Origin of the sequence: Lentzea rhizosphaerae, assembly GCF_042649515.1 — a bacterium.
In the GTDB taxonomy this organism is placed as follows: Bacteria; Actinomycetota; Actinomycetes; order Mycobacteriales; family Pseudonocardiaceae; genus Lentzea; species Lentzea aerocolonigenes.
In genome coordinates, this window is sequence record NZ_JBHRZI010000015.1 from 740,746 (window position 1) to 764,019 (window position 23,274).

The following is a 23,274-nucleotide window of genomic DNA, read 5'->3' on the forward strand; positions in this document are numbered from 1 at the left end:
AACGTCGTGACGGTGCCGTCTCCCGGGCATGACGACGAAGGAGACGGCGATGCGGCAGAGCGAGATCACCGAGGTGCTGAACCGGCCGTGGAGCGAGGAGCTGCTGGCCAGGGACATCGCACGGCTGGAGCGCGAGGTCCGCTCGCTCTACGACGGCATGGTCCGGATCGTGGTGACGCCGGCGTGGGCGAAGCTGATCGACTTCGAGACCACGCTGCCCAGTGCCGTGCAGGAGCTGGCGGCGCAGCGGTCAGCTCGACAGGAAGCGGTCCAGCACTCGCACGCCGAACTCCAGGCCCGCGACGGGGACGCGTTCGTCGACGCCGTGGGCCATCGCGCGGTAGTCGAACCCGGCGGGCAGCTGCAGCGGTGAGAAGCCGTAGCAGTGGATGCCGAGCTGGCTGAACGCCTTGGCGTCGGTGCCGCCTCCCAGGCAGTACGGCACGACGGTCGCGGTGGGGTCCTCGTCGCGCAGCGCCTCGGCCATCGCGGTGAACCACGGCGTGTCGATCGGGGCTTCGACGGCCGGTTGGTGTTCGAGGAACTCGCGGGTCACGCCGTCCTCGAGCAGCGCGTCGACGGTGGCGATGAGCTCGTCGACGGCGCCGGGCAGGGTGCGGACGTCGAGCTGGGCGGTGGCGGTGCCGGGGATGACGTTGACCTTGTAACCGGCCTGCAGCATGGTCGGCGTGGTCGAGCAGCGCACGGTGTTCTCGACGAGTTTCGCGGCGGGTCCGAGACGGGCGATGGTGCCGTCGACGTCGTCGAGGTCGACCTCCACGCCGAGGGCTTTGCCGGCGCCCACGAGGAACGCCTCGACGGTCGGGGTGAGCTGGACCGGGTGCTGGTGCGCGGCGATGCGGGCCAGTGAGGTGACCAGCGCGGTGACGGCGTTCTGCGGGTTGCGCCGCGACCCGTGCCCGGCGCGGCCGGTGGCGGTGAGCTTGAGGTGCGAGGTGCCCCGCTCGGCGGTGCCGACCGGGTAGAGCCGCACCCCGTCGACGTCGTAGGAGAACCCGCCGGACTCGCTGATCGCGGCCTCGACACCGGCGAAGTGCGCGGCGTGGTGGTCGACGAGCCAGTGCGCGCCGTAGACGCCTTGGTCCTCCTCGTCGGCGACGAACGCGAGCACGACGTCGCGGCGCGGCCGGCGGCCTTCGGTGTGCCAGCGGTTGAGGACGGCCAGCGTCATCGCGGCCATGTCCTTCATGTCCACGGCGCCGCGGCCGTGCACGAACCCGTCGCGGATCTCGCCGGCGAACGGGTCGAAGCTCCACTCGCGCGCGTCGGCGGGCACGACGTCGAGGTGGGACTGGACCAGCACGGCGGGCAGCGACGGGTCGGTGCCGTGGACGCGGGCCAGGACGTTGGTTCTGCGTGGCGCGGGTTCGAGCAGCGTGGGCGGGACGCCGTTGTCGTGCAGGATCGCCGCCACGTGCTCGGCGGCCTCGCGTTCGCCCTCGCTGTCACCACCACCGCGGTTGGTGGTGTCGAAACGGATGAGCTGCGCGCACAGTTGCGCCACGTCCAGCGTCATGAGGCCACCGTATCCGGCGGTGTCGGGTGGAATTGTCACAGCCCGCGCCGGAGGCCGTTCCGCTTCGCCGCGGTCGCTGGGCGATGGCCTCACCGAGGAAGGCCGCAGACAGCGGTTTGCCTGGCCGCCTCAGCCGTAGATGCCCTCGATCGCTCCCGCGGCGACGTGGGTGACGACTTTGAACGCCTTCATCGCCTCGGTCATCGACGCCGCGTCGAACCCGACCCGGCGCACGTCGACCTGTTCCACGGTCGGCACGACCGCGGCGGCCTCGGCCAGGTGCGTGGCGTCGAACTCGACCTCGATGCGGTGTGGCGCCACGGCACCGGCGACGCGTCCGGCCTGAGTCATCGCGGCGGCCGACGCTTCTGTGATGTGTGAAAAAGCCACGGTCGGTGGCAGGCACACGGCGGCATAGCGTGACACGCACTCCTTCACCGCGACCGAGCGCGCCGACGGCGCGTAGGACTCGGCGTCGGAGCAGGTGAGGTCGTCACCGGTCACCAGCAGCACGGGCACGCCGTGCTCGGCGGCCAGTGCGGCGTTGAGGCGTCCCTCGGAGGCGTGCACTCCGTCGAGCCACACGCCGGTGATGGAGTTCTCGAGGTAGGTGTGGGCGAGCACGCCGGGTGAGCCGGCGCCGGTGTGGTAGCCGAGGAAGACGACACCGTCCACATCGGACTCGATGCCCTGCATCATCGACAGCGGCTTGTGCCTGCCGGTGAGCAGGCGGGCCGAGGTGTGGAGGTCTTCGAGCAGGAGGTTGCGTTGCGAGGAGTGGGCCTCGTTGACGATCACAGAGGTCGCGCCGCCTGCAACCAAACCCTCCACACAGGCGTTGACGTCTCCTGTGAAGAGGCGCCGAAACCGTTGCCATTGCTCAGTACCGGGGACGACGTCTCCGGTCCAGGTGACGCCGGTGGCGCCTTCCATGTCTGCCGAGATCAGGATCCGCACATCTCGGTAAGTTAGCGGTGGGCTGCTGGGGAAGAGGGGTATTTCGTGCGGGTGAAGTTGTGCGCGTTGCTTGCCATAGCAGCGACACTGGGGCTGGCGACACCTCCTGCGACGGCCGAGGGGCCGGACATCCTGAAGGTCGCGATCGTGCAGCAGATCGACTCGTTGAACCCGTTCCTCGCGGTGTTCCAGTCGAGTACCGAGATCGGCCGGTTGATGTACGACTACCTGACCGCCTACGCCGCGGACGACCAGCGGGTCACCGAGGGTCTGGCGAACAGGTGGGAGCCCTCGGCCGACAAGCTCACGTGGACGTTCACCGTTCCCAAGGGCAAGGCGTGGTCCGACGGGGAGCCGATCACGGCGCAGGACGTCGCGTTCACCTACAACCTGATGCTGACCAATGAGGTCGCCCGGACCGCGAACGGCAGCTTCGTCACCAACTTCTCGTCCATCACCGCGACCGACGACCAGACCGTGGTGATCAAGACGAAGGCGCCGCAGGTGACGATGCTGGCGCTGGACATCCCGATCGTGCCCAAGCACGTGTGGGAGAAGGTCGGCAACATCAAGGACTACGCCAACGACCAGATGCCGGTCGTGGGCTCTGGCCCGTTCGTGCTGACCGAGCACGTGCCGGGGCAGTTCATCAAGCTCAGGGCCAACCACACCTACTGGCGCGGCGCGGCGAAGATCGACGAGCTGCACTTCGTGTACTTCCAGAACTCCGACGCCGCGGTGCAGGCGCTGGGCAAGGGTGAGGTCCACCTGGTGAACCGGATGGCGCCCGCGCAGTTCGACTCGTTGCGGGACAAGGCGGACGTGGCGCGCAACAAGGCGCAGGGCCGCCGGTTCACCGAGCTGCTGATCAACCCCGGTGCGCAGACGAACGCCGGGGAGCCGATCGGTGACGGCAACCCGGCGTTGAAGGACGTGCGGGTGCGGCGGGCGATCGCGCAGGCCATCGACCTGGACGCGCTGGTGCAGCGGGTCAGCCTCGGCTACGCGGAGAAGGGTTCCGGGCTGGTGCCGCCGGTGTTCGGCAAGTGGCACTGGCAGCCGAGCCCTTCCGAGGAGCGCAAGTTCGACCCGGCGGCGGCGAACGCCGCGCTCGACGCCGCCGGTTTCCCGCGCAAGGCCGACGGCACGCGGTTCCCGCTGCGGCTGACCGGCCGGGCGGGGCGTGCCTACGACGAGCAGGCCTCGGAGTACCTCAAGCGGCAGCTCGGTGACATCGGCATCCCGCTGGACGTGCGGCTGGTGTCGGACAACCAGCTCAACGAGGCGACCACGGCGGGGGCCTACGACCTGGCGTTCTCGGGCTGGGCGACCAACATCGACCCGGACTTCGTCCTCGGGCTGCACACGTGCGCGCAGCGGCCGGGCGCGGACGGCAAGGGCGGCACCACCGACTCCTACTTCTGCGACAAGACCTACGACGAGCTCTACGCGCGTCAGCTCTCGGAGTTCGACGAGGGCAAGCGGGTGGAGATCGTGAAGCAGATGCAGGCGCGGTTCTACGACCAGGTGCCGTCGGTGGTGCTCGCGTACGACAACGCGCTGGAGGCCTACCGTTCCGACCGCTTCGCCAGGTTCACGACCCAGCCCGCGCAGGGCGGCGTGATCATGGCGCAGAACGGCATGTGGGGTTATTACGGCGCCGAGCCGGTGGTTCGGGCGACGTCGGCCACGTCGTGGGTCGGGTGGGGTGTCCTCTTCGCCGGGGTCGTGTCGGTGGCGGTGGTCGCCATGGCGCGCGCGGCCCGGCGTCAGGCGACGGCCGGGGAGCGCGAGTAGGTGCGCCTCGCCGGTCGGCTGGGTGGGGCCGCGCTGAGTCTGGTGATGGTGGCGGTGCTGGGTTTCTTCCTGTTCCGGGTGGTGCCCGGCGACCCCGTCGTCTCGATGACGCGCGGCCGCCCGACGACGGCGGCGATGCAGGCCGAGCTGCGGGCGCAGTTCGGCCTGGACCGTCCGCTGCACGAGCAGTTCTTCAGCTACGTCTCCTCGCTGCTGCACGGTGACCTGGGCACGTCGTTCACGTTCCGCCGCCCGGTCGCGGAGGTGATCGGCGAACGCCTCGGTCCGACGGTGCTGCTGGTGGGCACGGCGACGCTGATCGCGGTCGGGCTGGGCCTGTGGCTTGGGGTGCGGGCGGCGTGGCGGCGCGACTCGGTGTTCGACCGGGCCACGACGGGGGTGTCGCTGACGTTGTGGGCGGTGCCGACGTTCTGGCTCGGCATGCTGCTGATGATGGTGACGGGTGACCTGTTCCCGTCGCGGGGCATGCGCGACACCGACACGGCACCGGACTTCGTCTCGCAGGCCCTCGACGTCGCCCACCACCTGGTGCTGCCGTCGATCACGCTGGTCGCGGTGGTGTGCGCGGAGTACGTGCTGATCATGCGGTCGTCGCTGCTGGAGGAGATGCACGCCCCGTACCTGGTGACGGCGCGGGCGAAGGGCCTGCGCGACGACCTGGTGCGCCGCCGCCACGCCGTGCCGAACGCGGTGCTGCCGGCGATCACGCTGGTGTTCCTGCGGTTCGGGCTCGTGGTGGCGGGTGCGATCACGACGGAGACGGTGTTCTCGTGGCCGGGTCTGGGGTTGTTGTTCTACGACGCGCTGACCGGCCCGGACTACTTCCTGCTGCAGGGGCTCCTGCTGGTGACGGCGGGCGCGGTCGTGGTGATGAACCTGCTGGCCGACCTGCTGCACGGTGTCCTGGACCCGCGGGTGAAGGCCGTATGAAGAGGTTCAACACAGCGAGGTTCCTGGAGCACAAGGCGGGCGTGGCGGGAGCGGCGATCCTCGCGGTGGCCGCTCTCGTCGCCGTGGTCGCGCCGCTGCTCATCCCGGCGGACGCGCTGGACGTCACGCGGGTGACCGACGCGCCGTGGCAGGCACCGGGCGCGGGGCACTGGCTGGGCACCGACCACACCGGACGCTCGATCGCGCTGCTGATGGTGCAGGGCGCGGGAACGTCGTTGTTCGTCGGCTTGACGGCGGCGGTGCTCTCGGTCGCTATCGGCATGCTCGTGGGGATCGTCAGCGGTCACTTCGGTGGCCTGCTGGCGGGCGCGTTGCTGCGGATCACGGACTTCTTCCTGGTGCTGCCCGCGCTGGTGCTGGCGATCGTGCTGTCGACGGTGCTGCCCCGCGGCCTGGGCACGATCGTGCTCGCGATCGGCCTGACGAGCTGGCCGTCGACGGCGCGGGTGGTGCGGGCGCAGACGCTGACGATCGAGGCGCGGCCGTTCGTCGAACGCGCCCGAGCCCTGGGTGGTGGCCACGGGCACGTCATCGCCTGGCACGTGATGCCGTCGGTGGTGCCGCTGGTGCTGGTCAACGCGACGCTCGCGGTGGCGTCGGCGATCGTGGCGGAGTCGACGCTCGCGTTCCTCGGCCTGGGAGATCCGACGCGGATCTCGTGGGGCGCGCTGCTGCACCAGGCCCAGCTGCACGGCGCGGTGCCGCAGCGGGCGTGGTGGTTCCTGTTGCCGCCGGGGGCGGCGATCGTGGTGGTCGTGCTGGCGTTCACGCTCGTCGGCCGCGCCCTCGAAGCCGTCGTGACGCCGGAGAGGTGAACGCTTGCTGGAGCTGAAGAACCTCACCGTCCACTACGGACACAAACGCGTCGTCAGCGACGTGAGCCTCGCGCTCGCACCGGGACAGACCCTCGGCCTGGCCGGGGAGTCCGGGTCGGGCAAGTCGACGGTGGCGATGTCGGTGCTGCGCCTGCTGCCCAGGACCGCGCGGGTGGACGGCGAGATCCTGCTCGACGGCGACGACGTGCGGACGATGTCGTGGGGCAGGCTGCGGGCGGTGCGGTGGGCGTCGGCGTCGATCGTGTTCCAGGGCGCGATGCACTCGCTCAACCCGGTGCGGCGCGTCGGTGACCAGATCGCCGAACCGATGCGCCTGCACGGCACCCCGGGCAGCGTGACCGAGCTGCTGGACCAGGTAGAGCTGCCCGAGGACAAGGCCCGCGCCTACCCGCACGAGCTCTCCGGCGGGCAGAAGCAGCGGGTGATGATCGCGATGGCACTGGCGTGCGGGCCGCGCCTGGTGATCGCCGACGAGCCGACGACGGCGCTGGACGTCGTGGTGCAGGCCCAGGTGCTGGGTCTGGTGAAACGCCTGGTGGCCGAGCAGGACCTCGGGTTGCTGATGATCAGCCACGACCTGTCGGTGCTCGCCGAGACGTGCGACGACCTCGCCGTGATGCACCGCGGCGAGTTGGTGGAGCGCGGCGGCACGCGGGAGGTGATCGCGAACCCGCGGCACCCGCACACCGCGGCGCTGGCGGCGGCGTTCCCGGTGATCGGCGACCCGAACCACCGCCTCGCCGGCCCCGGCGAGAGTACGCGGGGAGCTTTCGTACTCCAGGAGCGCACGCAAGGGCCCCGCGTGCCGTCGGCGGCGCCGCTGCTGCAGGTGCGGGACCTGCGGGTGGACTACGGTCGGACGCGCGTGGTCGACGGGGTGGACCTGACGATCGGGCGCGGTGAGATCGTGGCGTTGGTCGGGCAGTCCGGCTCCGGAAAAACGACACTCGCCCGTACCATAATGGGGCTGCGAAATCCGTCCTCCGGTCGGGTGATCTTCGACGGTCGTGAGGTGCCCCGCAGGGGCAGGGCGCTCAAGGCCTTCCGCCGGCAGGTCCAGCTCGTCCTGCAGGACCCGGCGAGCGCCCTGAACCCGCGGCACAAGGTGATCGACGCCGTTGCCGAGGGACTGCGCGTGCACGGCATGCCCGGCGACGAGGAATCCCTGGTCGCGGCCGCTGTCGAACGTGCGGAGCTGCGTCCGGCGAGGGAGTACCTGCAGTCGCTTCCGCACGAGCTGTCCGGGGGTCAGCAGCAGCGGGTGGTGATCGCAGGAGCACTGGTGCTCCACCCCCGTCTGCTGGTGGCCGACGAGCCCGTCGCCTCGCTCGACGCCTCGGTGCGCGGGGAGATCGTGGCGCTGCTGCTCCGGTTGCGCCGCGAACTGGGCCTTGCTTCATTGATCATCACGCACGACCTAGGGCTGGCGTGGCAGATCGCCGACCGGGTCGCGGTGATGCACCAGGGGAAGATCGTGGAACAAGGCTCAGTGGAACAAGTCCTGCTCAACCCGACTCACGACTACACGCGCGCCCTGGTGCGCGCGGTGCCGCAGGTCTGACGTGATCCCGATCGAACACGCCCGCTACCGGGCCTCGCTGACGCCTGCCGAGATCGGACGGGGCGGGGCCGACGGCTGGGTGGAGGTCGACGACGTGCCGACGCTGGCCTGGCTGGCGTGGAACGACCTGGGACGCCCACCAGGAGTCCTGGGCGAGCTCGCCGAGGCCACCGACCCGGAGCACGTGCTCGCGCTGTGCCGGATCCTGGCATCCACCTCCCGTGCCGACACCGCCGCGGTGTGGCGGTACTTAGCCGCGGACTGGGAACGCACGGGGGAGCGTTCCGACGGCAGGCAGCGTTTCCTGCTGGACCGGGCGATGCGGGGTGAGGGCATGGACTGGCGCAGCTACTCGGCGCTGATGGGCACCGACCGCCCCGAGGAGGTCGACGCGGCGTTCGACCGCGGCGAGGACATGGTCGGCGTGTCGGTGATCGGCCTGGCGATGTCCTACCCGGACCCGCTGGTCGTGCTGCACCGCGTCGCACGGGCGCTCGACCACAACCGCATCGAGGTGCGCCGGCAGGGCGCGACGGCGCTCGCCCACGTGGCGCGCCTGCACGGCGTGGTGTCGCGGGAGTGCCTGGAGGTGCTGCGGCGCTACCCGGACGAGGTGGCCGAGGACGACCTGTGGACGTTCATCGCCCACCACAAGCTGCCGGCGTGGCTGTGGTGGCGGCGGATCACGGCACGGCTGGGGCGGCGAGTGCGGCGCGGACGGCGGCCTCGGTTAGGGCGTTGCGCTCAGGGCACGGGGAAACGTCCGCGTTGTTCCTCGACGCGCACTCACGTCCGGCTCGCGGTGAACAGCAGCGGCGTGGCCACACCGTGCCGGGCGCTCAGGTCGGCCAGCAGGCCGGCGAACCAGCCGATGGCGTCCAGTGACCATTCCGCGAGTGTCCCGTGGAAGGTGATCGCGTGCTGGGGCGGGCCGTTCCAGAAGCTGTCGTCGAACGGCGGCACGATGCCCGTGTGGTCTGTCGTGTGTGCCTCGTAGGCGAACACCGCCTGGTCGATCACGGCCAGCCGGTCGGCGACTGCCAGGACGGCTGGGGACTGCCCGCCGTCCAGGGTGACGCGGACGGGCGTTCGCAACGCCGGGTCGACGTCGTCGAACCAGGCCGCGGTCAGCAGCGACGGAGACCGGCTCGCTTCGGGCCGTGACGTCGTGTCCAGGCACTGGACGGGCAGCAGCACCTGCACCGCGTCCAGCGCCACAGCACCGACGCGGGCGAGCGCGTCACCCGCACAACTCAGGAACGGCTGCAGCGGCAACGGCCGATCGCCCGGCACCGGTGCGGCTTCGACCTGGAACCACCCGGCGAGAGACGCCTCGGCAAGCGGGTGCTGCCGGCCCGCGTCGTTCATCTGCCACAGCCCTGCCGGACTTGCCTCGTGCAGCCACCCCAGCGCGGCCGACCTCTCGTGGAACACCCGGTAGAGGTCACGGTCCGAGTCCGGTGCGAGCCACGCGTGGGGGACCAGATCGCCGTAGAGGGCCGCGAACAGGGTGCCCGCGAATCCGCGGGCACCCTCGACCAGGCCAGGCCCGATTTCCTCACGGTTGCTCGTCACTTCACCACTCGCCTGGTCACAATCGGGTCAGCTCACTGGTCGGGCCCATTCATCCGGCACACCACGTCCGCCTGACGGTACCGCACCTCCCCGCTGTCAACCTCCCAATTGACGTCGACATCCACGTGATTGCGCCAGGACGTCATTTCCGTCGTGTCGCAATCACGTCGCGCGGGCACGCGGCTGACGCTACCCCCACCTGGCTTGAGATTGCCGTTCTCGCCACAGGCTTTCCGGCGCCACGTGCCGTCGGTGTAGTACTCGTAGAGAAAGGTCTTGACCGTGGCGGTGTCGCTGGTGCAGTTCCCCTTGTTCCACCAGCCGTGGCCCGACACCGCTCTCGTCCGTGTACACACCGCCGATCGCGCCCGATGGCGCGAGACCGGGAACAGCGTGCTCGTACGACACGACCGGCGTCGCCACTGCCCCCGACATCGGCGTCGCGGTCAGCACGAGCGCGGCCGCGGCAAAACCAGCGAAAACAACCTTGTTCTTTCTCATCAAATGAGAACCCGTTTCGGCAAAAACAAAGGGGGCACCGCTGCTCACCTGACACGAATGCAATTATTGCCGGTCGACCGGAAACCGCCCCCAGAATCCGACATTGGCGAAATCGAGGACCTTTCGAGAATGCGCAATCACGATTCCCCCGAAAGAGCAGCGGTCGACGCAGTTCTGATGCGTTGAGTGCGCAGAACTCGGCGTGAAGCCGGTTTGGCCACCTGGTCGAAGCAGGTGGCATTTCCTTCCGGTCACTGCGCGGAGCGAATGCATCCTCCGCGGAGACCACGACAAAGTGGTGTCACCCCTCGACGTACCGACGCAGGCCCGAACTCAGAACGAGGTGGCCAGGGCGGCGAGTTCGGCGCGGACGGTGGCCTCGGTCACGGCGTTGCGCTGCCCCGCGGCCCGCCTCAGCGCGTCGTCGAAGTGCTGCCGCGCCTGGCCGAGGTCACCGGAGGCCTTCGCGACACGGCCGCGTTCGACCGCGATGTGGCAGCGCATCTCGTCCGGCCCGTACCAGCCTCCCGGGCACAGCTCCCACGCCCGCTCGCACTCCTGCCACGCGGTGCGCAGGTCACCGTCCAGACGGGCCAGCACGGCCAGCCCGAGGTGGCAGTTCGCCTCCACCAGCGGCGCACCCGCCCGCCGGGCGGCCCGCAGCGCGTCGGCGTAGTCGGCCCGCGCCCCGCCGGAATCGCCCTGGTGCAGCCGGGCCCTGGCACGGTTGACGATCACCTCGGCGGTGTCCTCGGTCGCGCCGAGCTCCTCGAGCAGCCCACACGCGCGGTCGATGTGCACCAGTGCCGTGTCCACGTCGCCCGCGGCCAGCGCGTGCTCGGCGAGCTGGTTCACCGCGAGCGCCACGCCCCAGCGGTCACCGACCCGTTCGAACGCTTCCGCACCCCCGCGCAGCAGCTCCGCGGCCTCACCCGGATCGCCCTGCTGCCACGCCATCAGCCCGTCGCCCACCAACGAGAGCGCGAGGCTCCACGGATCGGACCCGACGAGCCGGTGACGACGCAGCCAGGCCTGCGACTGGGTCTCCGGTGCCCCCAGCGCCATGCCCCACATCATCGTCAGGATCGGATATCGCGGCGGCCCTTCCAGCTCGCCCAGCAAGGCGTCGGCCTGCCGCTGCCGCGCCGACTGGTCACCGGTCGCCACCGGCCACGCGATCAGCAGGCACATCGCGTACTCCTGCTCCCGCCCCGCCGGAGGGGTCTCGCCGCACGCGCGCAGCACCGCCTCGGCCTGTCGGGCGGCCTCGGTGCGCAGGCCGCGGCACCAGTAGTACGTCGCGAGCGCCGCGACCAGTTCCAGCGCGAGCTCCACGTCGTGACCGGTGGCCCACGCCACCGCGGCGGTGAGGTTGTCGTGGTCGGCACCGAGCTCGCGCAACCACACAAGTTGCTCGTGCGCGCGCAGGTGCGGCTCGGCCTGCACGGCTCGCGCCAGGAACCAGCGCGCGTGCCGCTCGCGCAGATCCGGTGCGTGGGCGGCGCAGAACGCGCGGACGGTGTCGAGCATCCGGTAGCGGTCACCGGCGATCTCGACCAGCGACTTGTCCACCAGCGACGCCAGGGTGTCGCCAGTGGAATCAGAGACAGTGGAATCAAACCCACTGGAATCAAACCCAGTGGAGTCACACACCGTGGAGCCCGTGACGCCGGCGACCGCGGCCAGGCTCGCCCCGCCGCAGAACACGGTGAACCGGGCGGCGAGGTCGCGTTCGGCTTCGGTGAGCAGGCCCCAGCTCCACTCCACCACGGCGTGCAACGTGCGGTGCCGGGGCGCGGCGGTGCGGCTGCCCTTGGACAGCAACCCGAAGCGACCATCGATTCTCGCTGTGAGCCGGGCCGCGATCTCCCCGATCGGCAACGACCGCACCCGCGCGGCGGCCAGCTCGATCGCGAGTGCGATCCCGTCCAGACGCCGGCAGACCTCGGCGACGACGTCCGCCGGCGCGGTGAACCCGGGCCGGACCGCCTGCGCGCGGTCCAGGAACAGCCTGGTGGCGGCCTCGTCGTCCAGCGCGGCGACCGGGCTGAGGGTCTCGCCGGTGATGCCGAGCGGTTCGCGGCTCGTCGCGAGCACCCGCACGTCAGGGCACGCGGCCAGGATCCCGCCGAGCACGCGGGCTGCCTCGTCGATCACGTGCTCGCAGTTGTCGACGACCAGCAGCGCCTCACGGTTCGCCAGCGCGGCGCGCAACCGGTCCTCGACGCTCACCGCCCCCGCCGACAGCAGCCCGGCCTCACGGACCCCGACGCCGTCGAGCAGCGCGCGGGCGACGTCAGTGGTGGCACTGAGATCGACGAACGCCACCTCGCCCGGCTCCCGGTGCGCGACCTCGACCGCCAGCCGCGTCTTGCCGGTGCCACCAGGCCCGATCAGCGTCACGAGGCGGTTGTCCCGCAGCCACTTGCCGACCCTGCGCAGATCCTCGTCCCGTCCCACGAAACTCGTCAGCTGCGCAGGCACGCCCCTGTGCGGCGCCGCGGCCCGCAGCACCTCCTGGTGGGCGGCGGCGAGCACGGGGGAGGGGTCGACCCCCAGTTCGTCCGCGAGCAGCTCCCGGCCCCGCGCGAAGACCTCCAGCGCCTGCGCCTGCCGGCCGTCGCGGTGCAGGGCCAGCATCAGCCCCGCCCGCACGTCCTCCCGCAGTGGATCTTGCTCGAGCAGGTCGTGCAGGTCTTTTTCGGTCCCGCCGGAAAGTGCGCATTTGATGAGCACTTCACGCAGCCGGGACCGAGCGTCCGCTGCGAAAGGGGCGTTGACGTCGGCCAACGCGGTGCCGCGCCACAACCGGAACGCCTCAGCGCCACGTCCGGCGTCCAGCAGCTCCACGCAGAGCAGCGAGTCCACTTCGGACGGAGAAGCGACCAGGCGGTAGCCGGCGGGGTGGTGCTCGACCACCAGCCCCGGCACGGCCTTCCGCAGCCGCGACACCTGCGACTGCACCGCGTTCACCGCACCCGCCGGCGGTTCGGGGTAGAGGCCGTCGACCAGCCGCTCGTGACCGACGATCCGGCCCGCCTCCAGCGCCAGCATCGCGAGCAACGCCCGCTGCCGGGGCGCGGCGAGAACGACCTGCGCCCCCGACTCGTCCCGCACCTCGACCGGCCCCAGCACCCCGACCCACACAGCGCGTGATTGTTCCGCAACGCGCGACCTCAGGAGGCCAGTTCGTGCCCGGTCGTCGCGTCCACGTGCGCCGGGACCTCGTCGTGACGATCGCCGACCGTCACCGTGCCCGACGGCTCGAACATCAGGATCGACGCACCACCCGGCGCGGACGGCTTGTGGAACGTCCCGCGCGGCACGGTGAACACCGCACCCCGCGCGAGCACCACCGTCCGTTCCCCGGCGGCCTCACGCAGCGCGATGTGCAGCTCGCCGTCGAGCACCAGGAAGAACTCGTCGGTGTGGTCGTGCACGTGCCACACGTGCTCACCGGAGACCTTCGCGACACGCACGTCGTAGTCGTTCACCCGCGTGACGATCCGAGGACTCCACAACGCGTCGAACGAGGCCAGAGCCTGGCCCAGGGCAAGGGGTTCACTGTTCACCCACCCAGCCTCGCCGCTACCGCACCACGACCGTGAGTGCTAGGAATCGCACATGCCGCAAGAATCCTCTCACCGCGTCGTCGTGATCGTCGAAGAGAACTCCAACCCCTTCGAGCTCGGCTGCGCCACCGAGGTCTTCGGCCTGCACCGCCCCGAGATCGGCGGACACCTCTACGACTACAGGCTCTGCTCGCCCCAACCGCACACCCCCATGCGCGACGGGTTCTTCATGCTCACCGGTGTCGCCGGCCTGCACGTCGCCGACACCGCCGACACCCTGATCATCCCCAGCCGCACCGACCTCGACACACCCCGCGACCCCGCCGTCCTCGACGCCCTCCGTCGCGCCCACACCCGCGGCACCCGCCTCGTCAGCTTCTGCACCGGCGCCTTCACGCTCGCCGAAGCAGGAGTCCTCGACGGCCGCCGCGCCACCACGCACTGGCAGTGGGCAGACACCTTCCGCGCCCGCTTCCCGGCCGTCCACCTCGAACAGGACGTGCTCTACGTCGACGACGGCGACATCCTCACCTCCGCCGGCAGCGCCGCCGCCCTCGACCTCGGCCTGCACGTCGTCCGCCGCGACCACGGCGCCGAGATCGCCAACTCCGTGTCCAGAAGACTCGTCTTCGCCGCCCACCGCGACGGCGGCCAACGCCAGTTCGTCGAACGCCCCGTCCCCGATCTGCCCGACGAGTCCCTCGCACCCCTGATCGCCTGGGCCCAGCAACGCCTCGACACCACGCTCACCGTCGCCGAGCTGGCGGCACGGGCCGCGGTCAGCCCCGCGACCCTGCACCGCCGCTTCCAAACTCAGCTCGGCACCACACCACTCGCGTGGCTCACCGCCGAACGCATCACCCTCGCCCGCCGACTCATCGAACTGGGAGAGAACCGCCTCGACGTCGTCGCCCGACGCACCGGCCTCGGCACCACCGCCAACCTCCGCGCGCTGATGCGCCGCGAAACCGGCCTCACCCCCTCGGCGTACCGGCGCAGGTTCGGGCCTCAGCCGACTCCAGCCCCCGCAGAATGAGCCGCTCCACCACCCGCGTCTTCGCGTCCGCGTAGTCCTGACCCCGCTCCCACGTCCGCGCCGCCAAGTCCCGCTTCACCGCCTCGTACTCCGCCCGCGCAGCCTCGTCACCACGCAACAGGTCCCGGAACACCAGCATCCGCTCCACGTCCTCACACGCAGGGGAGTAGACGTGCAGGTTCACCTCCGGACCGTGGTCCTTCAGCAACCGGTGCGCGTACCAGCCCGGCTCCCGCAACCGCAGGTAATAACCGGCCTCCACCAACGCCGGCACATACGCGTCCTCGTCGTGCGAATCCGGCACCACCAGCACGATGTCGATCAACGGTTTCGCCGCCAGCCCCGGCACCGACGTCGACCCCACGTGCTCCACCCGCAACACCCGATCCCCGAGCGCACCCCGGATCCGCGCCTCCTGCTTCGCATACCACGCAGCCCACTCTGGGTTGTGCTCCTCCAACGTGATCCGCACGTTCCCCACCTGCGACGGCGTCACGTACTCCACATCGCTCGGCAACCGCGACCCCACGTACGCCCGCGACAGAATCTCCAGCACCACCGCACTCTTGGCCCGCGCGTAGTCCTGCACCCGCTCCCACTCCCGCGCCGCCAGCTCCCGCTTCGTCCGCGCGTACAACTCACGATCGCCGTCGCCCGCCCGCAACCAGTCCCGGAACAGCACATGCCGCCGCACCTGCGCACACCCACGACCGAACACGTGCAGGTTCACGTTCGTGTCCGGACCCTTCAGGATCCGGTGCAGATGCCAGTCCGACTCCCGCACCTGCACCCAGTACCCCGCCGACTCCAACGCCGGCACGTACGCCGCCTCGTCGTCCGGATCCTCCACCACCAACAACAGATCGATCACCGGCTTCGCACACAACCCCGGCACCGACGTCGACCCGATGTGCTCCAGCTCAGCACCCGGCAACACACCCAAAATCCTCGAGCGCTCACGCTCGTACAGACCCGGCCAGGCAACGTCGTAATCGGACAACTCGACATTCACGGCAAACCCCCACGTAGGCAGTCGGCCAGAATATCAACTCCCGAACAGGTCACCCGCCGAATCCACCCGCTCCAGCACCTCGTCCGCCGTGAAAACCAGGTCCTCCACGACCTCGCAGTCCTCGACCTCGTCCCACGTCACCGGCGTCGACACCGTCGGCCGCTCCCGAGCCCGCAACGAATACGGCGCCACCGTCGTCTTCGCCGGGTTGTTCTGCGACCAGTCGATGAACACCTTCCCCGTCCGCGCCGCCTTCGCCATCGTCGCCACGACCAGCTTCGGATGCTCCTTCGCCAACCGCTGCGCGACCTCCTTCGCGTACTCCGACGTGTCCTTCGCCGGCGCGTACGCGTACACCTGCATCCCCTTGTTCCCCGACGTCTTCGCCCACGCGTCCACACCGTCGTCATCCAGCACGGTCCGCACCAGCTCAGCCACCCGGCAACACTCCACCACCGTCGCCGGCGCACCCGGATCCAGGTCGAACACCAGCAGATCAGGATCCCGCTTGCCCCCACGCGGACCCACCGTCCACTGCGGCACGTGCAACTCCAAAGCCGCCAAGTTCGCCAGCCACACCAACGTCGCCAACTCGTCCACCATCACGTAGTTGACCGTCTCGTTGCCCTTCGAGCTGCCCGGCGACTCCAACCGCATCGTCCGCACCCACTCCGGACGGTGCTCCGGCGCGTTCTTCTCGAAGAACCACTTCCCGTCCACACCGTTCGGATACCGCTTCAACGTCACCGGACGATCCTTCAGATGGGGGAGCAGCACACCCGAGATCCGCGTGTAGTAGTCGATCACCTCACCCTTGGTGAACCCGAACCCCGGATACAACACCTTGTCCAGGTTCGTCAGCTTCAACACCCGGCCCTCGACCCGAACCGTCGCCTCACTGCTCAACCCGACGCACCTCCTCGGGCGACTTGTCCGGCCGCAAACCACGCCACGCCGGAAACCGCATCCGCCCGTCCGGCGTCCACTGCCGGAACACCACCTCGGCGACCAGCTCCGGCTCGACCCACTTCGCGCCCTTCGCCCGTTCCCTCGGCATCTCCGTCACGAACGGCGACGACCTGCGCGCCAACGCCTTGAGCCGCGGCGTCAACACCGCCAGCTCCGCGTCGTTGAACCCGGTACCCACCGAACCCGCGAACGCCAGACCGCCGTCCTGAGGAATACCCAGCAGCAACGCGCCGATCACCCCGGCCCGCTTGCCTTCACCCATCCGCCAGCCCCCGATCACCACCTCCTGCGCCATCAGATCGGTGATCTTGCGCCACACCGGCGACCGCATCCCAGGCTGATAAGGCGAATCCAGCCGCTTCGCCACCACACCCTCGAGGCCCTGCTCCCGGCTCGCCGCCAGCACCGCCGCACCATCAGCGTCGAACGACGGGGGAGTAAGCCAGTTCGGCCCCTTCAACTCCAGCTCTCGCAGCAGCTCACGACGTTGCCGAAAAGGCAGCTGCAACGTCGAAGTGCCATCGAGGTGCAGGAGATCGAACAGCAACAGCGTCACCGGGTACTGCCGTGCGGCCCGCCGCGCCGCGTCGGACTTGCTCACGTGCATCCGGTTCTGCAACGCACTGAAACTCGGCCGCCCGTTCTGCAACGCGACGATCTCACCGTCGAGCAACGCCTCCGTGGACCCCAACTGCTCGCCAACACCCTGCAACTCTGGATACGCGACCGTGATGTCGTTGCCCAGCCGCGACCACGCCTGCACCCGGCCACCCTCGACCCGCAAAATCGCCCGGACGCCGTCCCACTTGAACTCGTAAGCCCAAAGATCATCATCGTCCTGGGGGAGGGGACCAGGCACCGCCAGCATCGGCTTCACCTGCTCCGGAAGCACCTGCCAGTCCGGACGCGCCGGCGCGTGCCGCCGCTTCACCATCCAGTTCTTCCCGTCCCTGCCCGAACGGAAGAACACGAACTGACCCTCAACCCGATGACCGCGCAGAACAACGTCCACCTCACGGTCAGACCACTTCACCGTCTCGTACCGGCCGCGATCCCAGATGAACATCTCGCCGCCGCCGTACTCACCCTTCGGAATCTCACCCGAGAACTCCGCGTACTCCAGAGGGTGATCCTCGGTGTGCACCGCCAGACGAACCACATCAGTCGTAGGCGGCAAACCCTTCGGCACCGCCCACGACACCAACACACCACCGCGCTCCAGCCGCACATCCCAATGCAAGCTGCTCGCGTGATGCTCCTGAATCACGAACGTGTCGTCATTGCCCTTCGGCAGCTCGTCCGCAGCAGCCGGCACGGGCTCCGGAGTCCTCCCCGGATCCCGCTTGCGCCGGTACTCGTCGAGCCCGGCCATCTACGCCGACGAAGCCTTCTTCTTCGCAGGAGCCTTCTTCGCGCTCTTACGTCCCGCCTTCGCCTTCTCCACACTGCGCTCCAGAGCCGTCATCAGATCGATGACATCACCCTTGTCCTCGGCCTCGGGCTGCTCGGGCAACTCCGCACCCTCCGCCTTCGCCGCGATGACCTTCTCCAGCGCATCCCGGTAGTCGTCGGTGAACGTGTCCGGATCGAAGTCACCGGCCATCGACTCCACCAGCGACGTCGCCATCTTCAACTCCTGCGGCCGCACCTCGACGTTCTGGTCCAGGAAGTCGAACTCCGCCTTGCGGATCTCGTCCGGCCACAACATCGTGTGCATCACCAGCACGTCATCCCGCGCCCGGATCGTCGCCAGCGTCTCCTTCTGCCGAATCGTGATCTTCACGACCGCCAGCTGGCCCGTCTTCACCAACGCGTCCCTGAGCAGCACGTACGGACGCGCCGCAGCCTTGTCCGGCTCCAGGTAGTACGTCTTCTGGAAGAAGATCGGATCGATCTCCTCCGCCGGCACGAACTCCAGAACGTCGATCGACTTGTCGGTCTTCACCGGCAGCTTCTCGAAGTCCTCGTTCTCCATGATCACCATGCGGCCGTCGTCCAACTCGTAGCCCTTGGTGATCTCCGAATACTCCACCTCGTTGCCGCACACCGAACAGACGCGCTTGTACTTGATGCGCCCGCCGTCCTCCCGGTGCACCTGGTTGAAACGGAAGTCGTGCTCCTCGACAGCCGTGTAGAGGCGCACGGCGATCGTCACCAACCCGAAGGAGATGGCCCCACGCCACACGGATCTCATTCTCATTGGGTACCCCTGAAATGCGGTTTTCGCACCATCAGGTCACCCACTTGGCCTAACGATCCGGCAACTGAGCGACCCCCGACACTCGCGTTTCAACCGAGGGTCCCGCACACCGGTGGAGCCCCGCTAGATGTCCTTGAGCGCCCGGTACGTCCGATTGCTCGCCACTGCCGCCCGCCGCTCCCGCGCCGTCGCCTCGATGTAGTTCTGACTCGTCGCCAGACTCGCGTGCCCCAGCAACGCCATGATCTCGCTCGCGCTCGCCCCGTCCTCGGCCAGCCGCGTCGCGAACGTGTGCCGGAGCGCGTGCAGGTTCGCGCCCGTGGGAACGCGGTCGTTCAGCCCCGCCCACCGGAAACACGACTTCACCAGGTACTCCAGCCCGCCACGGCCGATCGGCTCACCGTGACGGTCCCTGAGCAACGCGCTGTCCCGGTCGAACCGCCCCTGCGGGAAACGCTGCTTGCAGCTCTTGAGGTACGCGTCGACGATCCGCTCCATCGGCGGCTCGATGGGCACACTGCGGTCCCGGTTGCCCTTGCCCTTCACGTGCAGCCTGCGGTCACCCTCCCGTCCGACGATGGACGCGAGAGTCAGAGTGCGCATTTCCGCACTTCGCAGGCCCGCGACCAGACCCAGTGCGATGACCAGCACGTCCCGTTCCGGCCACGGGTCACGCCCCTTCCGAGCGCCTTCCGCGGCCGCCGTGAGCAGTTGTTCAGGCGTGTCCTCACCACGCAGGGGCTTGGGGACGAGCGGCGGAGTCTTGGGGCGGGCGACCGCGCCCATCGGGTTGCCGGCGATGAGGTCCTCGGCCACGCAGAACGTCAGGAACTGGTTCCACGTTGACCACGCCCGCAGCACGGAGCTCTTGGCGTGGGTGTCGGCGAAGAGCCCGAAGGCTCGGCGGAGGTTGGACCCGGTGAGGTGGGCGGTGGTGAGGTCCTCGACGGGGGAGAGGAGGGTCTCGGCCAGGAGTGTGTTCACGCCGGCGAGATCGCGCTGGTAGGCCGCTGTTGTGTGCGGCGAGTCCTTGCGCGTCCGGCGAGCGAGGAAGAAGGCGTCCTGGGCGGCGAGCACGTGCATATGGATCTTGTACCGCACGGCACCGACAATCCCGTGTTCCGTGCTGGATAATGGCGATTATGCATGAAATGTCCGTTTCGCCCGAGTTCGCCGGGCGCTGGACCAGGTGGCGTCACTTGCCGGGGATTGTGAGCGTAATGGCGCCCCGCCACGTACGTCTCACTGATGACTCGTCGGTGTCGACCGCGCTCCGGCACCGCTGAGGGTGTGGGATGTTGTGGCGTCTGCAAGCCCGGCCGACCTGCCCGTTGGCCGACGCTTGCAGACGCGCCAACACGGGTTTTGACCTCTTCTGGGAACGATCTTCGCAGGTCACCGTTTCGCCGATAATCTACATTATGTCAAGTAACGGAGATCTGGCCTCGCCTGGACGGCCTCTCCTGACCTTCCCGTGACGTTGCTTCGCCGAGTCCCGGCTTTTCCGTGACGTGCTTCGGCCGGTGCACGGATGTCCGACGGCGTCCTCGTGCGGCGGCGCCCCGTGCGCTCGGTTGGCATCCCGATGACGCACGAGGCGCTGTGGCGTTCTCTCGGCGGGTCCGTTGGAGGTTTCTTGCGGGCCCGCTCCACCACCTGGCCGCTCCCCGCTTTCGTCACCGTGGCGATACGGGGCGATGTGCCTGCGTGGCAAGCTCGAGTTCATGATCGATGAATTCGCCAAGGAGTACCTGCACTCGGATCTGCGTGAGGTGCGCGAAGCGTTGGTGTGGAAGCTCGACGGTCTGTCCGAGGCGGACATACGTCGTCCGTTGACCGCTTCCGGCACGAACCTGCTGGGTCTGGTGAAGCACCTGACGTTGTCGGAGTCGCGGTACTTCGGTGAGGTGTTCGGCCGGCCGTTCCCCGAACCGATGCCGCGGTGGGACGACGTCGCCGCGCGTGGTTCGGACATGCGGGCGACCGAGCAGGAGTCGCGTGAGGACATTGTTGGTCGTTATCGGCGCGTGTGGGCGCATTCGGACGCGACGATTTCCTCTCTTGCGGTGGACTCCCCTGGTCATGTGCCGTGGTGGCCGCGTCCTGACGTGATGTTGTTCAACGTGTTGGTGCACGTGTTGACGGAGACGTGTCGGCACGCGGGGCATGCGGACATCCTGCGGGAGCAGATCGACGGCGCGACGGGTGTTTCGCCTGGCAGGGCGCGTTGAAACGATCTTGTCGGGGGTGCTTGCCACACTCGGGGCATGCGTTGTGCGATCTACGTACCTTGCTTCGGTTCGTCGCTCGGTGATCCGTCGGTGCTGGTGTCGCTCGCCGTGGAGGCGGAGGCGGCGGGGTGGGACGGGTTCTTCCTGTGGGACCACGTGGTGGTGCCGGACGAGCCGGTTGTCGCGGATCCGTGGGTGACGTTGGGTGCGGTGGCGACGCGGACGTCGTCGTTGCGCCTGGGGCCGTTGGTGACGTCGCTGGGGCGTCGGCGTCCGTGGAAGGTGGCGCTGGAGGCGTCGACGCTGCAGCGGTTGTCGGGCGGCCGGTTGGTGCTGGGGGTGGGTGCCGGTGTGCCGCAGGACTACTCCCCTTTCGGTGAGCGGGTCTCGCGGGCTGAGGCGATGTCGGAGGGCGTGGGGCTGCTGTGCGCGTTGCTGTCGGGTGAGGAGGTGGATCACCGGGGGCCGTTGTTCCAGGCGTCGGGTGTGCGGTTCGCGCCGGTGGACGTGCCGATCTGGGTCGGCGGGAACTGGCCGCGGGAGACGCCGTTCCGTGCGGCGGAGCACGCGTCGGGTGTGGTGCCGGCGACGTTCGGCCCGGACGGTCTGGTGGTGTTGTCGCCTGACGAGGCTGCGCGGTTGAAGGCGGACTTCGTGGCGTCGGGTGGGCCGGCTGAGGGTGATGTCGTGATCTGGGGGGGGGCGGCGTTGCCCGAGGAGCTGAAGGAGTACGAAGACGCCGGGGTGACGTGGATGTTGACCGACGGTGGCGCGCTGGCGCTGGATGAGCTGCGGGCGTTCGTGGCGGCCGGTCCCCCGCGTTCGGGTGGTGAGGCCTCGTAGGAGGGGTGTCGAGGGAGTGGCCGGCTGCGGTTCATCACCGCCGTGAGCGGCTGGGCGGCGCGGTCGTGATGGCGTTGGTGAGGTCGAACGCCGGCGTGAGCACCACGGATTGCCGGTGCGGCGGTCAGGGTCACGCTCTGTGCGGTGCTCGAGCTGCGGCCGGTCCCGCGCCGTTCAGGCGCTGAGGCCTCGTAGGAGGGTGTCGAGGTAGCGGCGCGCGGTGGGCAGGCGGTCGGCCGGGGTCTCGCTGTGGACGTAGGTGGCGTAGGAGATGCCGCACATGAGTGGCACGAGGTCGCCGTCGGCGAGGTCGGGGCGGACGGTGCCGGCTGCGCGAGCGCGGGTGAGCAGTTCGGTGCCGATGGCGATGATCTGGCGCTTGAGCTCGGTGGTGCGGGGCAGGACGTCGCTCGCGGCGGCGGAGACCTTGGCGAGTGCCGGGTCGGTGACCTGGGCTTCGACGAGCTGGGTGAGGAAGGTGGAGAAGGCGTGCCAGGCGTCGTCGTGGGCGAGCACCTGGCGGCCGTGGTCGGTGAGTGCTTCGAGGCAGGGGGTGGCGACGGTTTCGAGGAGTGCTTCGGTGGTCGGGAAGTGCCGGTAGACGGTGCCGACGCCGAGTCCTGCGCGGCGGGCGACGTCGTTGAGTTGCAGCGGGGTGCCTTCGTCGACGAGTTCCCTGGCGACGGTGGTGATGCGGTCCCAGTTGCGGGCGGCGTCCTTCCGCTGCGGCGTCATGGGTTCAGCCTAATTGGATATCCCATCCGGTACCGGTGCGAGTGGTGCGTGCCTCTCGCTGAGTGTGCGGACGGCGTGGATGAGGCGTGGGTCTGTGGCGGCGCGGATGGGTGTGGTGGGTGTGACTTGCGGGCCGATGAGGGTGCCGGTGGGCAGGGTGTCGTCGGTGGCGGCTCTGATCGAGGGTCGTGCGGCGTGCGAGGCGGGTCCGGAGGTGGCGCGTTCGAACCTGCGGCGCACGAGTGGCCAGAGCACGCGCAGGGCGGGCGAGACGATTTTGGATGTGCGCATGGTGCCGTCGGTCATGTCGGTGGCGGCGCCGCCAGGGTCGGCGGCGAGGACTTTCACGCTGGTGTCGTGGAGTCGCTGGGCGAGGTCGAGGGTGTAGGTGAGGTTGGCGAGCTTGGCGCGGCCGTACCAGTGGAAGCCGTAGTAGCCGCCGGGTGGTTCGACGGCGTTGAAGGTCTTCTTGGCGAGGGTGACGGCTCCGGAGGTCACGTTGACGACGCGGTCGGTGAGGACGGGCAGGAGGAGTTCGGTGAGGAGGTAGGGCGAGAGGTGGTTGACGACGAAGGAGGCTTCGACTCCGTCGAGTTCGGTGTGGTCGGCGAACATGGCGCCGACGTTGTTGACGAGGACGTCGAGCTCGCCTTCGCCGGCGATGTGTTCGGCCAAGGCGCGTACTTCGTCGAGTGAGGCGAGGTCGGCCTGGAGGAATCGTGTGGGCTCCCCTCCCCCTGCGTTGATGGTCTCGACGGCTCGCGCCCCGCGTTCGGCGTTGCGGCCGACGACGGTGACGGCGAATCCGGCGCGGGTCAGTCCCAGTGCGGTCTCGAGCCCGATGCCGCCGGTTCCCGCGGTGACCACTGCTCTGCGTGCCATGACAAACCTCAATCCGGATAGTTGATCCGCTTACCCACGACGCTAGCACAAATACGGA

At 69.2% G+C, this 23,274-nt stretch carries 20 protein-coding genes and 1 pseudogene; 8 read left to right on the forward strand and 13 right to left on the reverse strand.

What is annotated here, in order from left to right; genetic code table 11:
* Positions 1–124: 124 nt before the first annotated feature.
* Positions 125–259: pseudogene (locus ACFOWZ_RS20630) on the forward strand (pyridoxamine 5'-phosphate oxidase family protein); the annotation flags it as partial.
* On the opposite strand, the gene ACFOWZ_RS20635 reads toward ACFOWZ_RS20630, so the two are convergent.
* Both ACFOWZ_RS20635 and ACFOWZ_RS20640 read right to left on the reverse strand, forming a co-directional pair.
* Positions 251–1,537, reverse strand: coding sequence for a M20/M25/M40 family metallo-hydrolase (locus ACFOWZ_RS20635; protein WP_382374779.1), 1,287 nt, complete (start codon positions 1,535–1,537; stop codon positions 251–253). The pseudogene ACFOWZ_RS20630 and the gene ACFOWZ_RS20635 sit on opposite strands and share 9 nt — an antisense overlap.
* A 129-nt stretch (positions 1,538–1,666) precedes the next feature.
* On the reverse strand, positions 1,667–2,494 hold the full coding sequence (locus ACFOWZ_RS20640; protein ID WP_382374781.1) for a M55 family metallopeptidase: 828 nt from the start codon (positions 2,492–2,494) through the stop codon (positions 1,667–1,669).
* A 45-nt stretch (positions 2,495–2,539) separates the two neighbouring features.
* On the opposite strand from ACFOWZ_RS20640, the gene ACFOWZ_RS20645 reads away from it, so the two are divergent.
* The 4 genes from ACFOWZ_RS20645 to ACFOWZ_RS20660 are packed head-to-tail and all read left to right on the forward strand — an operon-like array spanning position 2,540 to position 7,660.
* Positions 2,540–4,291, forward strand: a complete 1,752-nt coding sequence (locus tag ACFOWZ_RS20645; RefSeq protein WP_382374783.1) for an ABC transporter substrate-binding protein — start codon at positions 2,540–2,542, stop codon at positions 4,289–4,291.
* Complete coding sequence (locus ACFOWZ_RS20650; RefSeq protein WP_382374785.1) at positions 4,292–5,242, forward strand: ABC transporter permease; 951 nt, start codon at positions 4,292–4,294, stop codon at positions 5,240–5,242. It abuts the gene before it with no gap.
* Entirely contained in the window at positions 5,239–6,078 is an 840-nt protein-coding gene (locus ACFOWZ_RS20655; protein ID WP_382374787.1) for an ABC transporter permease, read from the forward strand. Before ACFOWZ_RS20650 ends, ACFOWZ_RS20655 begins: the two co-directional genes overlap by 4 nt.
* A 4-nt stretch (positions 6,079–6,082) precedes the next feature.
* Positions 6,083–7,660 carry an ATP-binding cassette domain-containing protein gene (locus ACFOWZ_RS20660; RefSeq protein ID WP_382374789.1) on the forward strand — a complete coding sequence of 526 codons (1,578 nt, stop codon included), beginning with the start codon at positions 6,083–6,085 and terminating at the stop codon, positions 7,658–7,660.
* Between the two features lie 786 nt (positions 7,661–8,446).
* Here ACFOWZ_RS20660 and ACFOWZ_RS20665 read toward each other — a convergent pair.
* From ACFOWZ_RS20665 to ACFOWZ_RS20680, 4 genes are all read right to left on the reverse strand, one after another.
* Positions 8,447–9,235, reverse strand: a complete 789-nt coding sequence (locus ACFOWZ_RS20665) for a hypothetical protein (RefSeq protein WP_382374791.1) — start codon at positions 9,233–9,235, stop codon at positions 8,447–8,449.
* 32 nt (positions 9,236–9,267) lie between these two features.
* Complete coding sequence (locus ACFOWZ_RS20670; RefSeq protein WP_382374793.1) at positions 9,268–9,570, reverse strand: hypothetical protein; 303 nt, start codon at positions 9,568–9,570, stop codon at positions 9,268–9,270.
* A 499-nt stretch (positions 9,571–10,069) separates the two neighbouring features.
* Entirely contained in the window at positions 10,070–12,883 is a 2,814-nt protein-coding gene (locus tag ACFOWZ_RS20675) for a BTAD domain-containing putative transcriptional regulator (RefSeq protein ID WP_382374795.1), read from the reverse strand.
* Positions 12,884–12,912: 29 nt separating this feature from the next.
* A complete protein-coding gene (locus tag ACFOWZ_RS20680) occupies positions 12,913–13,308 on the reverse strand; it encodes a cupin domain-containing protein (RefSeq protein ID WP_382374797.1) in 396 nt (131 codons plus the stop codon).
* Positions 13,309–13,360: 52 nt separating this feature from the next.
* Here ACFOWZ_RS20680 and ACFOWZ_RS20685 point away from each other — a divergent pair, with 52 nt between their 5' ends.
* A complete protein-coding gene (locus ACFOWZ_RS20685; protein WP_382374799.1) occupies positions 13,361–14,344 on the forward strand; it encodes a helix-turn-helix domain-containing protein in 984 nt (327 codons plus the stop codon).
* On the opposite strand, the gene ACFOWZ_RS20690 is transcribed toward ACFOWZ_RS20685, so the two are convergent.
* From ACFOWZ_RS20690 to ACFOWZ_RS20710, 5 genes are all read right to left on the reverse strand, one after another.
* Entirely contained in the window at positions 14,283–15,356 is a 1,074-nt protein-coding gene (locus ACFOWZ_RS20690; RefSeq protein ID WP_382374801.1) for a GrpB family protein, read from the reverse strand. The two genes, ACFOWZ_RS20685 and ACFOWZ_RS20690, sit on opposite strands and share 62 nt — an antisense overlap.
* A 33-nt stretch (positions 15,357–15,389) precedes the next feature.
* On the reverse strand, positions 15,390–16,262 hold the full coding sequence (gene ligD / locus ACFOWZ_RS20695) for a non-homologous end-joining DNA ligase (protein WP_382374803.1): 873 nt from the start codon (positions 16,260–16,262) through the stop codon (positions 15,390–15,392).
* Complete coding sequence (gene ligD / locus ACFOWZ_RS20700) at positions 16,252–17,697, reverse strand: non-homologous end-joining DNA ligase (protein WP_382374805.1); 1,446 nt, start codon at positions 17,695–17,697, stop codon at positions 16,252–16,254. Before ligD (ACFOWZ_RS20700) ends, ligD (ACFOWZ_RS20695) begins: the two co-directional genes overlap by 11 nt.
* On the reverse strand, positions 17,698–18,519 hold the full coding sequence (ku, locus tag ACFOWZ_RS20705; RefSeq protein ID WP_382374807.1) for a non-homologous end joining protein Ku: 822 nt from the start codon (positions 18,517–18,519) through the stop codon (positions 17,698–17,700). It lies immediately after the preceding gene.
* Between the two features lie 129 nt (positions 18,520–18,648).
* Entirely contained in the window at positions 18,649–19,626 is a 978-nt protein-coding gene (locus ACFOWZ_RS20710; RefSeq protein WP_382374809.1) for a tyrosine-type recombinase/integrase, read from the reverse strand.
* Positions 19,627–20,249: 623 nt separating this feature from the next.
* Here ACFOWZ_RS20710 and ACFOWZ_RS20715 point away from each other — a divergent pair.
* Positions 20,250–20,756 carry a DinB family protein gene (locus tag ACFOWZ_RS20715; protein ID WP_382374811.1) on the forward strand — a complete coding sequence of 169 codons (507 nt, stop codon included), beginning with the start codon at positions 20,250–20,252 and terminating at the stop codon, positions 20,754–20,756.
* 36 nt (positions 20,757–20,792) lie between these two features.
* A complete protein-coding gene (locus ACFOWZ_RS20720; protein WP_382374813.1) occupies positions 20,793–21,599 on the forward strand; it encodes an LLM class flavin-dependent oxidoreductase in 807 nt (268 codons plus the stop codon).
* Positions 21,600–21,773: 174 nt separating this feature from the next.
* Here the strand turns inward: ACFOWZ_RS20720 and ACFOWZ_RS20725 are convergent, their stop codons facing one another.
* Together ACFOWZ_RS20725 and ACFOWZ_RS20730 are read right to left on the reverse strand one after the other, a co-directional pair.
* Positions 21,774–22,334 carry a TetR/AcrR family transcriptional regulator gene (locus ACFOWZ_RS20725; protein ID WP_382374815.1) on the reverse strand — a complete coding sequence of 187 codons (561 nt, stop codon included), beginning with the start codon at positions 22,332–22,334 and terminating at the stop codon, positions 21,774–21,776.
* Positions 22,335–22,343: 9 nt separating this feature from the next.
* Entirely contained in the window at positions 22,344–23,216 is an 873-nt protein-coding gene (locus ACFOWZ_RS20730; protein ID WP_382374817.1) for an SDR family NAD(P)-dependent oxidoreductase, read from the reverse strand.
* Positions 23,217–23,274 lie beyond the last annotated feature (58 nt).